Here is a 13,719-nt window from a genome sequence, read left to right on the forward strand (position 1 = left end):
ATCTTGGACCGAAACGGCCCCCGTAGGGGCATTTTCGTAACAAGATCTCCAGCTCAGCCGCACCTCGGAGCAGGGGTGGGTGCAAGGTGTCCACGGGCTCGGTGTCTTCGTTGCCGAGCGCTGGGATGTTGCCTGTCGCGGCTGGTCCGGCGAGGCAGTCAGAGCGCGGGCGGGGGCGCGGCGCGGCGGGTGAGGTCGGAGGGGTGTGTTGAGATGGTGGCGATGAATGGGGAGAAGAGCAGCGGGTCGGACGAGCGGCTCAGCTACGAACAGGCCCGCGCCGAGCTCGCATCGGTGGTGGAGCGGCTGGAGACCGGCGGCACCTCGCTGGAGGAGTCACTGGCGCTCTGGGAGCGCGGGGAGGCGCTGGCGGCGGTCTGCCAACGCTGGCTCGACGGCGCCCGCGCCCGCCTCGACGCCGCCCGGCAGGAGCAGACCGGCTGAGGGCGCCACCCGAGGCACTGCCGGCCGGAGCAGACAGGGCTGAGGGCGCCGCACGAGGCACATGCCGGCCGGAGCAAACAGGGCTGAGGGCGCCACCCGAGGCACTGCCGGCCGGAGCAGACCGGCTGAGGGTGCCGCACGAGGCACTGCCGGCCGGAGCAGACAGGGCTGAGCCCGGCGCGCGCCGAGGCACGTGCCGGGCTCAGTGGACCTGGGGAGGATTACCTCAGTCGAACAGGTTGTACAGCTCCGCCGGAGCCTCGACGACCTGGTCGGCCGGGGGCGCCTCGGCAGCGGTGGCGTTGCCGTAGTCGGTGTACGTGATCCGGACCTCCTGGGCCGCCGTCTCACCGGCGGCGGGGAGCTGGAGCACCAACTCGGTCAGCCGACCCTGGGCGTCGGTGGTCGCGGTGAACGGCACCGAGTTCGCCTGCGCGCCGAGCGCGGTGATCAGGGTCTGGTCGAGCGAGCCGGCCTCGGCCGCCTTCGACACGTCGATGGTGCCGGCGTACGCGCCGTCGCCGGTGCGGCGTACCTCGGTGACCGCCTGGGTGAGCAGATCGCTGCCGGCGGGGTCGACCTGGTCGAAGTCGAAGCCGAGGTTGCGGTTGCCCTGGATCCGGCTCTGGTCGAGGTGCTGGTACTTGCCGAGGTTGAGCTTGTCCCGCCCGGGAATGCTCTCCGCCGCGGCACCGCTGAGGTCCAGCTTGACCCAGCTGTCCGGCTTGGCGTGGATGAGGTCGAGGCTCATCGCCAGGTCGTCGTCGGGTTCGCCGATGCTCACCCGCAGCTGCGCGCTCTGGCTCGGCTGGTGCACCTGCCCCTCGGCGGTCGATCCGGCACCTGACATCCGGAACCGGAAGTTGCCGTTGCTGATCTCCCGCGTCGAATCCAGCAGCGCCTGCTTGGCGTCGGCGTCTGAAGCGGCACCGGTAGCCGTGGCGGTGGCGGAGCCGGAAGGTGTGGCGGTGGGCCCGGCCGTGCCGTCGCCGGTGGCGGTACAGGCGGCGACTCCAGGCGTGAGCAGCGCCGCAGCCATGAGGCCGGCACTCAGTCGTCGTACGCTCATCGATGTCTCCCAGCAGGATCGGCCGACGCGGCACGCGCCGGAGGCTCACCTCTCCTGTTCCCTGCCGACGGCTCGCGCAATCACCCGGTCGCCACACCCGCCACGATCGAGTACGCGAAACGGGGGCGAGCCCAGCTCGCCCCCGTGCGCCTATCTGCTGTTGCGCTTACTTGAACATCTCGTAGATCTGCTCGTTGGCCTCGATGACCTGGTCCGCCGCCGGCTTCTGCACGGCCGGCGCCGCGCCGTAGTCGGCGTACGTGATCTTGATGTCCTGCGCCTTGATCTCGCCGGCCCCGGGCACGGAGACGACCAGCTCGGTCAGCCGGCCCTCGGGGTCCAGCTTCGCGGTGAACGGGATCTCCTTGGCCTGGGCACCCAGCGCCTTGATCATGTCCTCGTCGGCGGCGACCGAGTCCTTCACCGCGGAGAGGTCGACCTTGCCGCTGTACGCACCCTCGCCGGTCTGCTTGACGTCGGTGACGCCCTTGAACATCTCCGCCGCCTCGGCCGGGTCGCCACCCTCCTTCAGCAGGTCGAGGTTCTTGCTCTGGCCGGCCTTGGCCGCGTCGAGGTGCTGGTACTTGTCCTTCATCGCCTCCATGCCGGGGACCCCGGCGAACAGCTCACCCAGGTCGATCTTGAGCCAGATGTCGGGCTGGATCTGGATGAGCTCGAAGTCGAAGGCGATGTTCTCGACGTTCATGTTCATCGTCATCTGGGCGCTGTTGGCGGGCTTGTTGAAAACGCCCTTGCCGGTCATCCCGTCGGCGGCGATGGCGAAGGTGTAGTTCCCCTCGGCCAGGCCCTTGGTGGAGGCGAGCAGCGCCTCCTTGGGGTCGGCGGGGACGGCCGGCGCGGTCGAGGACCCGGCGGCGGGGGACTCCGCAGTGGTGCCGGAGTTGCAGGCGGCTACGCCGGGAACGAGCAGCGTGGCGGCGATAACGCCCACGCTCCAGCGTCGAATGTTCACAGATTGTCTCTCTTCAAGCGGTAAAGCGCCCGACCGAGTTCGGCCAGGCATCGAACCCGCGGAGCGTAGCGGATCACCCCGACATGCTGGGGGGCATCAATCGACGGCGGCGGCCATCTCCCGCAGCTCGTTGTCCCGGGCGTCACCGATCACGATCACGGTGCGACCCTGCTGGAGCAGCACCAGCGCCTGCTCGTTGCCGCGGGCGGTGTACCGCTGCCAGGTGCCGGCCCCCAGGTCGGCCTGCCCCTGCGGCTGCCCCTCCTCGGTCAGTTCGGTGGGCAGCAGACGCTCCGGCGGCACGTTGCTCTGGACCAGTTGTAGACCCCGCCCCTCGGGTGTGAGGTATCCCACCCGCAGCGTGGCACCGCCCTCGACCGCGCGGTAGGTCGCCCGCACCGTACGCCATCCCTCGCCCAGCCCGGTCGGCTCGCTCACCGGAAACGCCCCGGCCGACCGCGCCTGCTCGAAGGCCGGCGCGGGGTCCACCGTGCTCGGCTGGTCCCCGCCGAGGAACCCCCGGTAGAAGGCGAGCAGCAGGACGATCGGGACCAGCAGCACCAGCAGCGAGATCGCCATGTCGCGCGGCGAGCGCTCGGATCTGGCCACGGGCGGGGCCGGCGTGGTGTCGGTGGGTGTGCGGTCGGCGGGCTGTGCAGGTTCCACTCCCCCATTCTCGCAGCCGCCCGAGAGGCGGTATCCGGCCCATCACCGCCCCGCTCCGCTGCCATATCCGCCATCGTGTGAGGATCAGAAGCACAGTTGCCGCTGGTCGTACCCAGGCCAGCCGGCCCGGTCAACCCCGCACCGCCGCGAGGAGGAGCCGTTCCATGACGACCACCAGGACGCGAACCCCCCAGAACCTCGACCGCAACCTCGCCCTCGATCTGGTCCGGGTCACCGAGGCGGCGGCCATGGCCGCCGGCCGGTGGGTCGGCCGGGGCGACAAGGAGGGCGGCGACGGTGCCGCCGTGGACGCGATGCGCAAGCTGATCAACTCGATTCCCATGCGGGGCGTCGTGGTGATCGGCGAGGGCGAGAAGGACAACGCGCCGATGCTCTTCAACGGCGAGGAGGTCGGTGACGGCAGCGGCCCGGAGGTGGACGTCGCGGTCGACCCGATCGACGGCACCACGCTGATGAGCAAGGGGATGCCGAACGCCCTCGCCGTGCTGGCGGTCGCCGAGCGAGGCGCGATGTTCGACCCGAGCGCCGTGTTCTACATGGAGAAGCTCGCCGTCGGCCCGGCCTACGCCGACGTCGTGGACATCAACGCCGGGGTGACCGAGAACCTGCGCCGGATCGCCAAGGTCAAGGGCACCGACATCTCCGAGGTCACCGTCTGCGTCCTCGACCGCACCCGGCACGACGACCTGGTCGACCAGATCCGCCGGGCCGGTGCGGGCATCCGGTTCATCTCCGACGGCGACATCGCCGGCGCCATCGCCGCCGCCCGGGGCGAGACCGACGTCGACGTGCTGATGGGCATCGGCGGCACGCCGGAGGGCATCACCGCCGCCTGCGCGCTCAAGTGCATGGGCGGGATGATGCAGGCCAAGCTCTGGCCCAGGGACGCCGCCGAGCGGGAGAAGGCACTGGCCGCCGGGCACGACCTGGACCGGGTGCTGACCACCGACGACCTGGTCACCGGCGACAACTGCTTCTTCGTGGCCACCGGCATCACCTCCGGCGACCTGCTGCGCGGCGTGCGGTACCGCTCCGGCGGCGCGTACACCCAGTCGATCGTGATGCGTTCCAAGAGCGGCACGATTCGGGTGATCGACTCGTACCACCGGTTGGAGAAGCTGGCGCTCTACTCGGCCGTCGACTTCGACGGCCGCCCCCTGGCCGAGCAGGCGTGATGGTGTGAGTGTGACGGCGACGGCGGCCGCCCCGACCAGGTCGGCCGGCCGCCGTGCCGGTGCCGTGGGACTGGCGACGACCGGCGGGGTCGCCGTGGCCGTCCAGTCACGGATCAACGGAGAGCTGGCCGGGCGGCTGGGCGACGGCCTCGCCGCGGCGGTCGTCTCGTTCGGGCTGGGCCTGCTGCTGCTGTCGGTGCTGGTGCCCGCCACCCGCAGCGGCCGGCGTGGGCTGCGCGCCCTGCGCGGCGCGCTCACCGGCGGCCTGCTCCGCCCCTGGCAGTGTCTTGGCGGCGCGTGCGGGGCGTTCCTGGTCTTCACCCAGGGAGCCACCGTCGGCACGCTCGGCGTGGCGGTGTTCACCGTGGCGGTGGTCGCCGGCCAGTCAGGCAGCAGTCTGGCCGTCGACCGGGCGGGCATCGGGCCCAGCGGCCGGCAACCGGTGACCGGTGCCCGGCTGGGCGGTGCGGTGCTGACCGTGGTGGCGGTGCTGCTGGCCGTCGGCGACCGGCTCGGTGACCCGGCGACCCTCGGCCTGGCCCTGCTGCCCCTGGTCGCGGGGATCGGGGTGGCCTGGCAACAGGCGGTCAACGGCCGGGTCCGGATGGCCACGGAGAGCACCCTGACCGCCACCTTTGTCAACTTCACCGTGGGCACCACAGTGCTGCTGGCCGCGTTCGCCGTCAGTGTCGCCCTGCGCGGGCGTCCGCCCGGGAGCCTGCCCGCCGAACCCTGGCTCTACCTCGGTGGCCCGGTCGGTGTGGTGTTCATCGCGGTCGCCGCGACGGTGGTCCGCTTCACCGGCGTACTCCTGCTCGGCCTGGCCACCATCGCGGGCCAGGTGATCGGCGCGGTGCTGCTGGACGCGCTGTTTCCCACCGCCGCCTCGCGTCCCGGCGCGGCCACCCTCCTCGGCGCGCTGCTCACCCTCGCCGCCGTCGCCCTCGCCGCGCTCGGTGGCCGGCGGCGGACCGGTCGGCGGTAGCCGTCGTCAGGGCATGGTCATCGGCGACTCGGAGCGGTACGGCCCGTCCAGGTCGGGCCGGCGACGGCGAAAGATGATCGCTGCCACGATGCCGCCCAGCAGCCCGAACAGGTGCCCCTGCCAGGAGATCCGTTCGTCGGTCGGCAGGACGCCCACCAGTTGACCGCCGTAGAGGAGCCCGACCAGCAGGAAGACCGCGAAGTTCCACCAGCTCCGCTCGAAGATGCCCCGGGTCAACAGGATGCCGAGATAGCCGAAGATCACGCCGCTGGCACCCACGACGATCGTGTTGGGCGACCCGGTGAACCACACGCCCAGGCCGCTGACCAGCACGATCACCAGGGTGGACCAGAGGAAGCGGCGGGCACCCGCGGCCAGCACGAAGGTGCCGAGCAGGATCAGCGGGATGCTGTTGCTGTAGAGGTGGTCGAAGCCGTGATGCAGGAAAGGTGAGAAGAAGACCCCGTCCAGACCGTCGATGCGCTGTGGGATGATGCCGGCGGCGGCGTCGAATCCCGCGCCGAGCCACTGGTCGAGGCCCTCGATCAGGAACAGCACCGGCACCACCGCGCACATGGCGACGAAGGCCCGACCGATGGACGCGTAGAAGGCCTCGGTGCCGAATCGGTGCGGGTCACCGTTCACGGGGTGCAGGGTCACCTGTCAAGAGCTATCAGCAAACGCCGGCACGCGCCACTTTTCCCGGGTACGACGATGGGCGTGGACTCCGGTCACCGGAGCCACGCCCATCGCACGCGTGTGAAGGGTTAGTACCAACCCTCGGCCTGGGAGTGGTTCCAGGCGTTGCACGGGGTGTCGTAGCGGCCATCGATGTAGCCGAGACCCCACTTGATCTGGGTCACCGGGTTGGTCTGCCAGTCGTCGGCGACCGTGGCCATCTTGTTACCCGGCAGTGCCTGCGGAATCCCGTACGCCCCGGAGGACTGGTTGTGGGCCTTCGGGTTCCAGCCGCTCTCCTTGTTCCAGAGCTTGTCCAGGCAGGGGAACTGGTCGATATTGAAGCCCGCGTCGATCATCAGGGCGCAGCCGGTCTTCCGGTGGCCGCTGTACACCTTGCAGGAGGCCGGGACCGGGCCGTCGTACGGCTTGAGGGCCCGTGCGGCGGCTTCCTTGGCCGCCTTCTCCTCCGCGGCTTTCTTGCGCGCCGCCTCCTCAGCCTTGCGGGCCTTCTCGGCGGCGGCCCGGGCCAGCTTCGTGGCCTCTGCGGCCTGCTGACGGGCGGCCCGTACCTGGCGGGAGACCTGCTGCTCCTGCCGGTATTCGACATCGATCTGGGTGACGGTGCCGGCCACCTGTGCCCCGGGACCGGGACTTGGCGACTGGCGGTCCTCGTTGAGGTAGACACCACCGGCCACGCCCACCGAGAGCAGCGCGACAGCTGCGCCGCGGGCGGCGAACCGGCTCCAGGGCCGACTCACGAAGTGGATCCCTTCGTCGGGTTCAGGGACGCGGCGGCACCACAGCCCACAACGGGCCGAAGCGCGCCGCGGGCGCCCGTGACCGGAACGTGCCGGTCACCGTCGACGCACCTGCCGCCACGCGGTGTGTGGTTCGGTCCCCGGCTGGGATGAACTATCACCAACGATGCGCAAGGTGCGTGGGCGCCCGTGGGACACAATCGCGCACAGTGAGGCTGATGGGAAACGGTCACGATCAATTGTGACGTGCGTCACTCAAAAAATAGCATTAAAAGACTAAAAAACGGTCATCCCTATGGGATGTCCTCCAGCAGGTCGGTCACCATGGCGGCGATCGGTGACCGCTCCGAACGGCTCAACGTGACGTGCGCGAAGAGCTGATGCCCCTTCAACGCTTCGATCACCGCGGTCACGCCGTCATGCCGACCTACCCGAAGGTTGTCCCGCTGGGCGACGTCGTGGGTCAGCACCACCCGGGAGCCCTGACCGATGCGGGAGAGCACGGTCAGCAGCACCCCCCGCTCCAGCGACTGCGCCTCATCGACGATGACGAAGGCGTCGTGCAGGCTCCGTCCGCGGATGTGGGTCAGCGGCAGCACCTCGAGCAGGCCCCGCGCGACCACCTCCTCCATCACGTTCTCGTGCACCACCGCGCCGAGGGTGTCGAAGACCGCCTGAGCCCAGGGCGACATCTTCTCCGACTCCGAGCCGGGCAGGTAGCCCAGTTCCTGGCCGCCGACGGCGTACAGCGGACGGAAGACGATCACCTTCTTGTGCCGGCGGCGCTCCATCACCGCCTCCAGACCGGCACAGAGCGCGAGAGCGGACTTTCCGGTGCCGGCCCGACCGCCGAGCGAGACGATGCCGATCGACTCGTCCAGCAGCAGATCGAGGGCGACCCGCTGCTCGGCGGAGCGTCCGTGCACGCCGAACGCCTCCCGGTCACCGCGTACCAGCCGCACGGTCTTGTCCGGTAGCACCCGGCCCAGCGCCGAGCCCCGGGCCGAGTGCAGCACCAGGCCGGTGTGGCAGGGCAGACCGGCAGCCGCGTCCACGTCGATGGTCTCGCCACCGTAGAGCTGCCCGATCGCCTCCTCGCTCAGCTCCAGCTCGGCCATCCCGGTCCAGGTCGGGTCGCTCGCCTGACCGTGTCGGTACTCGTCCGCGCGCAACCCCACCGAGGCGGCCTTGACCCGCAACGGCATGTCCTTGCTGACCAGCGTCACCTCCCGCCCCTCGGCGGCGAGATTCAGCGCGACGGAGAGGATCCGGGCGTCGTTCGACTCGTTGCGGAACCCCGGCGGCAGCACCCCGTCGTCGGTGTGGTTGAGCTCCACCCGCAGCGTGCCCCCGTCGTCGTTGGCCGGCACCGGCCGGTCCAGCCGGCCGTGGCGGACCCGCAACTCGTCGAGCATGCGCAGGGACTGCCGGGCGAACCAGCCCAGCTCGGGATGTTGCCGCTTGCCCTCCAGTTCGGAGATCACCACCAGGGGCAGCACCACCTCGTGCTCGGCGAAGCGGTGGAACGCCGCAGGATCGCTGAGCAGGACGGAGGTGTCCAGGACGAAGGACTGGCCCGCTGGTCGGGGCTCCCTGGTGTCGGCCGAACCCGTGGCCGCGCTGCGGCGGCTCCGGGCACTGCGGCGGGTCGTGGCAGTCGCGGCCGGGCTCTGGTCGGCACCGGCGGTCGTACGGCGAGTCGTCACAGGCCTGCTCCGGCGGGTGGGCACCCGGCCACCCGCGGTCCGCCTCCTCCGGTGCCCGGCGGACACGGGGTCGGATGCGGGCCCCGTGGCGAGGTCGCAGGCCGGGCGGGCCGGCTGGCCCGGGACAACCCCGTGCCATGCCTAGACGCTAGCTCCCCGCAACCCGTCCGGCTAGAGGCGATCTATCACACCCTCGTCGGGGTGAACCGGCCGGGATGCATGCCCCCTGCGCGCATCCCGGCCGGTGGACCACCGGCACCGGTCCGACGGTGGTCCCTGCGGCACCCGCCACGAGGGCGGTGCACCGCGCCTGCGCCCAGGCCGAGGCCCGTCGACCGGTCTCAGCCGGTCCGTCGGACGAGGGTGCCGGTCGGGTGCCGCCCGGTGACCGAGGCGGCCGGCTCCGCGAACGACGATCCGGTGTACGTGGTGCCCGCGCGGACCACAGTTGCCGGCACCCTGGTGGCGGGCGTGGTGACCGCGAGCGCGGAGGCGATCGCGGCCTGGGCCTCGCGGCGACGCCGGTTCCACGCCCCGCGGTCACCGTCGAAATAGCCCTGCCGGTAGCCGAACCGGTAACCGATCCGGTAGCTGAGCTGCCCGTGCAGCCGTCCGGCCGCGTAACTCGTCGCGGCGAGCACGAGCACCAGGAAGATCGCGAGGAAAGGGCTCATCCGGCAGCTCCGATCCCTCGCCCGCCCCTCATCGCTCCTCCGGCTCGATCATTGTGGGGTCGGCGACCAGCAGCCGGTCGAGGTCGTCGGTGCCGATCTCCTCCACCAGCTCGACGCTGATCCGGCAGCCGTCCAGGAGCACCTCCGCCACCGAGGACCGGCGGATCTCCCCACCGGCGTCGTAGACCCGGACGCTGAGTTCCGGGCAGCCGAGATGGGTCCGCCAGGCGTTCCACTCGGCCCGGTCGCCGACACTCAGCGACAGGTAGCGACAGCCGCGCGCCAGGTAGAGGCGCCACGGCGCGCTCAGCCCGGCCGCGACGCCCGCTGCGACCAGGCCGAAGGCCTGGGCCCGGGTTGCGAGTTCGGTCACCAGACCCCCCTCGAACCAGGCGCGTGACGCTGGCGGGCATGAACGCGACACACCGTAGGTTGTCCCATGCACGTGACAGTATCAGCATTTCGATTGTTTGCCTCCACCCCGACGCACATCTATCCTGCCCAGGTGACACCCCTCAAGAACAGCACTACAGCGGTAACTCGACAGACCACATTCACGTCACGCAGGCGTGACAAACGCGTGCCAGGGACCTCAAGCCAGGCCCCACGGCCGTACGGTCACGGGGTGACCGAGACGGCCAACGCACGGAAGATCGCCTTCGCCACCTTCGTCCGGCGGGCCCTCGCCGAGGCCAGCGCGACCCGAGCCTGGACCGGCACCGAGGTGTCCCGACGCACCGGCGTCTCACGCCAGACGATCAATCGCTGGGTACGCGGCGACTGGGCCAGCGACCCGGAGGCCGAGCGGGTGGTGGCGTTCTGCGAGGGCCTCGGGCTCGACCCCGCCACGGCCTTCGCGGCGCTGGGTTGGGACCGCAACGCCAACCGCCGCGACGCCCCACCCCTGCCGCCGATGGACCCCGACGTGGAGGCGTTGCTGCGTCGCCTGGCCGATCCCGGAGTCTCGGACGCGGAGAAGTTCCACATCCGAGAAACCATTCGTTACCTCGCATACCGCCCAACTCTCCCGGCTGCTGTCCGAAAACGAGGCGACGCGGCCGGTTAGTTCCTCAAATGGCGAAAAAACGGCAGAGCGGGATCATCCGTTTCGCTCCGGGGTCGGACCGGGCGCGCTAGCGTCCGTATTCGTACTGCTTGGGCTCGTCGTCGGCGGGGGGACGGGACAAGGGCCGAACCCAGCCCTGCGGGACAGAAGGAGGGTCTCTCATGACCCTGAAATGGTCGGCAGTCTTGGTCGCCACGGTCTCGTTGACGCTCTGCGTCACCGGAAACGCGGTGACCCTGACCGTGAACGGCGGGCAGCTTCCCCTGCTCGTCAACCTTTTCGCGCTCACCACCGCCGGCACCTCGATCATCGTGGCCGTGGTCGCCGAGCTGCACGACCGGCTCGACAACCGGCTCTGCGCGCTCACCGAGTTCCTGGTGGAGCGGCTCCGGGAGATCGAGGCGCACACCGGCGACCGCAACGCCGGTTTCGTGGAGGGTTACCTGCTCAACCGTGCTCAGGATGCGGCTGTGGTGCCGTTCGGACGCCGAGGGCGTGGGGCCGCCGAACGCTGATCCGGCCGGTGCCGCACACAGGTTCCAGATCAGGAATGACCCTCGGAAACCGGGGTACGCTGTCGCGCGTGCCACCGTTGAATCTGGGCAACCCCCAGCCGAAGATCCCGCTGAACGCCGACCTGGCCTGGCGTACCACCGCCGACCGGGCGGCCGAGACCATCCTCTTCTTCGACTTCGACGGCACACTCGCGCCGGTCGCCGACGATCCCACCCAGGTGCAACCCGCGCCGAAGGTGCTGGCCGCCCTTGAGGCGCTCGCTCCGGTCGTACGCCGGATCGCGATCGTCTCCGCCCGACCTGTGGAGTTCCTGCGGGAGCACTTCGGCGGGCTGACGGGCGTCGACCTCTACGGGCTCTACGGGCTGGAGCACAGCCACTCCGGCGGCGACACCGTCACCGAGCCGGCCGCGCTGCCCTGGGTGCCCACCATGGCCGAACTCGCCGACCAGGCCCGCGCCGAACTGCCACCGGGCGCCCTTGTCGAGTACAAGCGGCTCTCCGTGGCCCTGCACTGGCGCACCGCGCCGCAACTCGCCGCCGCCGTCGAGAAGTGGGGACACGCCCAGGCCGAACGCCTCGGCCTGCGGGTGCAGGTGGGCCGGATGGTGCTGGAGGTCAAGCCACCTGTCGACCGGGACAAGGGCATGGTGATCGGGGAGTTGGTGCAGGGGGTGGGCGGAGCCTGGTATTTCGGTGACGACGTCTCCGACATCAAGGCGTTCGCCGCGCTGCGGGCCCGGGCCGCCGCCGATCCGCAGTTCCTGGGTGTCTGCGTCGCCGTCGCCAACCCGGAGACCGGACATGAGGTCGCCGAGGCGGCCGACCTCACCATCGACTCACCGGCGGCGCTCGGCGACTTCCTCACCACCGCCGTGCACCACCTGACCTGAGCCGAGCAGGGGGCAGCCTCAGACGCCGTAGCGGCGCTGTCGGGTCGCGTACGAGCGCAGCGCGCGGAGGAAGTCGACCCGGCGGAAGTCCGGCCAGTTGAGTTCGCAGAAGTAGAACTCCGAGTGCGCCGACTGCCAGAGCATGAAGCCCGAGAGGCGCTGCTCACCGCTGGTCCGGATGATCAGGTCCGGATCCGGCAGGCCACGGGTGTAGAGGTGCTTCGAGATGTCGTCGACGTCGAGTGACTCGGCCAGGTCCTCAAGTGTGCCGCCGTCCGCCGCGTGCTCCAGCAGCAGCGAGCGCACCGCGTCGGCGATCTCCCGCCGTCCGCCGTACCCGACCGCGATGTTGACCTGGGCGGCGCCGGAGCGTTCCCGGGTCCGTTCCTCGGCTGCCTTGAGCGCCGTCGCGAGGCCCGCCGGCAGCACGTCGAGCGCGCCCACCATCCGCAGCCGCCAGGGATTTGCCTCCTCGGCCAGCTCGGTGGTCAGGTCCTCGATGATCTGGAGCAGCGGGTCCAGCTCCACCGCCGGCCGGGAGAGGTTGTCGGTGGAGAGCAACCAGAGGGTCACGTGCCCCACGCCGGCGGCGTCGCACCAACGCAGCAGCTCCTTGATCCGCTCCGCGCCCATCCGATGGCCGTCGTTCGGGTCGATGAAGCCCATCTCCCGAGCCCACCTGCGGTTGCCGTCGCACATCACGCCGACATGGCGAGGCACCGGACGGCCCGCGAGCTTGGCCGTCAGCCGCCGCTCGTAGACGGAGTAGAGAAGTTTCCGCAGAGTCATCACTTGCAGGGTAGCGAGCCACCCGGGCGGTCAGCGCGTCGGTGGCCGATGCTGTGCCGGGAGGTTGCGGACAATCAGGGCGAGCGTTCGGGCATCCAGCAAACCGTCACCCAGGCCCAACTCCACCACTGTGTCGAAAACCTTCTCGTCCCGGCGGGCCGCGTGCACCGCCGCGTCGACGATCCGGGCCTGCCGGGCCAGCCAGGCCGCCACCGAACTGTGCCGCAGGTGCAGCCCGAGCCGGCGGCGCAGCGCCGAGGCGTAGCAGCGGGCGGCCTGATCGGGCGCGGTGGCCGCGGCCGTGCCGGCCAGGGCCCCGGAACACAGCGCGTAGAAAATCCCCTCGCCGGTGAACGGATTGATCAGGGACAGCGCGTCGCCGGCGAGCAGCACGCGACCGCGTCCGGGCACCGGCCGGCTGGTGGACAACGGCAGGTGATGGGCCCGCAGCCCGGTCACGCCTGCGGGTTCGGTGCCGGGCAGCAGCGCGGCGAGCCGGTCGACCAGGTGTGCGCGGGTCAGCGGATCACCTCGCAGCACCTCGCCGTAGCCGACGTTCGCGCGCCCGTCACCGATCGGAAAGGACCAGGCGTACGCCGGCCACCGGGCCGCCGAGGTGACGATAAGCTGCGTCGGCGGGCCGGCGGGAGCTGGCGCGTACCCCCGGATCGCCAGCGCCAGATGCCTGTCGGGATTGTTGCGCTGGCCCAACGCCCGGCGGACGACGGAGCCCGCACCGTCCGCGCCGACGACGACCCGCGCGGAGATCTCACCGTCGAGCACCACCCGATCGGGCCGCGACTCGATCCGGCGCACCGCCCGGCGGCGCAGCGTCGCACCGGCACCGACCGCCGCCGTCACCAACCGCGCGTCGAACACCTGACGCGGCACCGTGTACGCCGGCCTCGGCAACGCCCGGGCCACCGCGTCCCCACCCGGGGCGATCAGCCGCAGCGCCGGGACCGGCGGATAGCCGGCCACCGCGTCGGTCACCCCCAGTTCGGCGAGTACGTCAAGGGCGTGCGCGGCGATACCGTCCCCGCACGCCTTGTCCCGGGGAAAATCGGCGCGGTCCAGCAGCAGCACCTCGGCCCCGGCCCGCAGTGCCGCCAGCGCGGCAGCCGTCCCGGCCGGCCCCGCCCCGACCACCACCACATCGAACTCGTCGCGCACGCCCGCCCCTCTCCGGCAGGCTGCCCGGACGGCCAGCCCTGCCCTCTCGCCCGCACCGCCTTTGCTCTGCTTCAACCGACGCACAGCTATCGTCGCGAATTTGTTGCGCCGGTTGAAGCAGAGCAGAGGGT

16 protein-coding genes are annotated in these 13,719 nt (G+C 70.8%); 6 read left to right on the forward strand and 10 right to left on the reverse strand.

Annotation, left to right across the window (positions count from 1 at the left end; translation table 11 throughout):
* The first annotated feature begins 222 nt into the window (after positions 1-222).
* The gene (locus tag C1I93_RS21695; protein WP_111245150.1) at positions 223-444 is read left to right on the forward strand and encodes an exodeoxyribonuclease VII small subunit; all 222 of its coding nucleotides are present in this window, start codon (positions 223-225) and stop codon (positions 442-444) included.
* A gap of 226 nt (positions 445-670) precedes the next feature.
* On the opposite strand, the gene C1I93_RS21700 is transcribed toward C1I93_RS21695, so the two are convergent.
* The 3 genes from C1I93_RS21700 to C1I93_RS21715 form a co-directional block, all read right to left on the reverse strand.
* Positions 671-1,513: a hypothetical protein gene (locus C1I93_RS21700; protein ID WP_111245136.1), complete on the reverse strand. Its 843-nt coding sequence runs from the start codon at positions 1,511-1,513 to the stop codon at positions 671-673.
* Between the two features lie 166 nt (positions 1,514-1,679).
* Positions 1,680-2,486 carry a hypothetical protein gene (locus C1I93_RS31255; protein ID WP_146603550.1) on the reverse strand — a complete coding sequence of 269 codons (807 nt, stop codon included), beginning with the start codon at positions 2,484-2,486 and terminating at the stop codon, positions 1,680-1,682.
* Between the two features lie 96 nt (positions 2,487-2,582).
* Positions 2,583-3,152 carry a DUF4245 domain-containing protein gene (locus tag C1I93_RS21715; RefSeq protein ID WP_111245139.1) on the reverse strand — a complete coding sequence of 190 codons (570 nt, stop codon included), beginning with the start codon at positions 3,150-3,152 and terminating at the stop codon, positions 2,583-2,585.
* Positions 3,153-3,316: 164 nt separating this feature from the next.
* On the opposite strand from C1I93_RS21715, the gene glpX reads away from it, so the two are divergent.
* Together glpX and C1I93_RS21725 are read left to right on the forward strand one after the other, a co-directional pair.
* Entirely contained in the window at positions 3,317-4,348 is a 1,032-nt protein-coding gene (gene glpX / locus C1I93_RS21720; RefSeq protein WP_111245140.1) for a class II fructose-bisphosphatase, read from the forward strand.
* A gap of 4 nt (positions 4,349-4,352) precedes the next feature.
* The gene (locus C1I93_RS21725) at positions 4,353-5,333 is read left to right on the forward strand and encodes a DMT family transporter (protein ID WP_111245141.1); all 981 of its coding nucleotides are present in this window, start codon (positions 4,353-4,355) and stop codon (positions 5,331-5,333) included.
* A gap of 6 nt (positions 5,334-5,339) precedes the next feature.
* On the opposite strand, the gene C1I93_RS21730 is transcribed toward C1I93_RS21725, so the two are convergent.
* The 5 genes from C1I93_RS21730 to C1I93_RS21750 form a co-directional block, all read right to left on the reverse strand.
* Positions 5,340-5,993: a rhomboid family intramembrane serine protease gene (locus C1I93_RS21730; RefSeq protein WP_111245142.1), complete on the reverse strand. Its 654-nt coding sequence runs from the start codon at positions 5,991-5,993 to the stop codon at positions 5,340-5,342.
* Positions 5,994-6,100: 107 nt separating this feature from the next.
* Positions 6,101-6,772 (reverse strand): aggregation-promoting factor C-terminal-like domain-containing protein, encoded by a 672-nt coding sequence (locus C1I93_RS21735; protein ID WP_111245143.1) that lies wholly within the window; start codon positions 6,770-6,772, stop codon positions 6,101-6,103.
* 293 nt (positions 6,773-7,065) lie between these two features.
* On the reverse strand, positions 7,066-8,478 hold the full coding sequence (gene phoH2 / locus C1I93_RS21740; RefSeq protein ID WP_111245144.1) for an RNA 5'-3' helicase PhoH2: 1,413 nt from the start codon (positions 8,476-8,478) through the stop codon (positions 7,066-7,068).
* Between the two features lie 341 nt (positions 8,479-8,819).
* A complete protein-coding gene (locus C1I93_RS21745) occupies positions 8,820-9,152 on the reverse strand; it encodes a hypothetical protein (RefSeq protein ID WP_111245145.1) in 333 nt (110 codons plus the stop codon).
* Positions 9,153-9,180: 28 nt separating this feature from the next.
* Entirely contained in the window at positions 9,181-9,525 is a 345-nt protein-coding gene (locus C1I93_RS21750; protein WP_111245146.1) for a hypothetical protein, read from the reverse strand.
* A 252-nt stretch (positions 9,526-9,777) separates the two neighbouring features.
* Here C1I93_RS21750 and C1I93_RS21755 point away from each other — a divergent pair, with 252 nt between their 5' ends.
* The 3 genes from C1I93_RS21755 to otsB all read left to right on the forward strand — a co-directional run bounded on the left by C1I93_RS21755 (position 9,778) and on the right by otsB (position 11,626).
* Entirely contained in the window at positions 9,778-10,218 is a 441-nt protein-coding gene (locus C1I93_RS21755) for an XRE family transcriptional regulator (RefSeq protein WP_111245147.1), read from the forward strand.
* Between the two features lie 161 nt (positions 10,219-10,379).
* Positions 10,380-10,733, forward strand: a complete 354-nt coding sequence (locus tag C1I93_RS21760) for a hypothetical protein (protein ID WP_111245148.1) — start codon at positions 10,380-10,382, stop codon at positions 10,731-10,733.
* Between the two features lie 68 nt (positions 10,734-10,801).
* Positions 10,802-11,626, forward strand: a complete 825-nt coding sequence (otsB, locus tag C1I93_RS21765) for a trehalose-phosphatase (RefSeq protein ID WP_111245151.1) — start codon at positions 10,802-10,804, stop codon at positions 11,624-11,626.
* A gap of 18 nt (positions 11,627-11,644) precedes the next feature.
* Here the strand turns inward: otsB and C1I93_RS21770 are convergent, their stop codons facing one another.
* Both C1I93_RS21770 and C1I93_RS21775 read right to left on the reverse strand, forming a co-directional pair.
* A complete protein-coding gene (locus C1I93_RS21770) occupies positions 11,645-12,415 on the reverse strand; it encodes an isoprenyl transferase (RefSeq protein ID WP_111245152.1) in 771 nt (256 codons plus the stop codon).
* A gap of 30 nt (positions 12,416-12,445) precedes the next feature.
* Positions 12,446-13,588 (reverse strand): geranylgeranyl reductase family protein, encoded by a 1,143-nt coding sequence (locus tag C1I93_RS21775; protein ID WP_111245149.1) that lies wholly within the window; start codon positions 13,586-13,588, stop codon positions 12,446-12,448.
* Positions 13,589-13,719 lie beyond the last annotated feature (131 nt).

Source organism: Micromonospora endophytica, assembly GCF_003236305.1.
GTDB classification, from domain to species: Bacteria; Actinomycetota; Actinomycetes; order Mycobacteriales; family Micromonosporaceae; genus Micromonospora; species Micromonospora endophytica.

What these genes read in the sequence shown, in the direction of transcription:
- C1I93_RS21695 (WP_111245150.1), top strand. Translation starts at nt 223, where the DNA reads ATGAATGGGGAGAAGAGCAGCGGGTCGGACGAGCGGCTCAGCTACGAA.
- C1I93_RS21770 (WP_111245152.1), bottom strand. Translation starts at nt 12,415, where the DNA reads ATGACTCTGCGGAAACTTCTCTACTCCGTCTACGAGCGGCGGCTGACG.
- glpX (WP_111245140.1), top strand. Translation starts at nt 3,317, where the DNA reads ATGACGACCACCAGGACGCGAACCCCCCAGAACCTCGACCGCAACCTC.
- C1I93_RS21745 (WP_111245145.1), bottom strand. Translation starts at nt 9,152, where the DNA reads ATGAGCCCTTTCCTCGCGATCTTCCTGGTGCTCGTGCTCGCCGCGACG.
- C1I93_RS21700 (WP_111245136.1), bottom strand. Translation starts at nt 1,513, where the DNA reads ATGAGCGTACGACGACTGAGTGCCGGCCTCATGGCTGCGGCGCTGCTC.
- C1I93_RS21760 (WP_111245148.1), top strand. Translation starts at nt 10,380, where the DNA reads ATGACCCTGAAATGGTCGGCAGTCTTGGTCGCCACGGTCTCGTTGACG.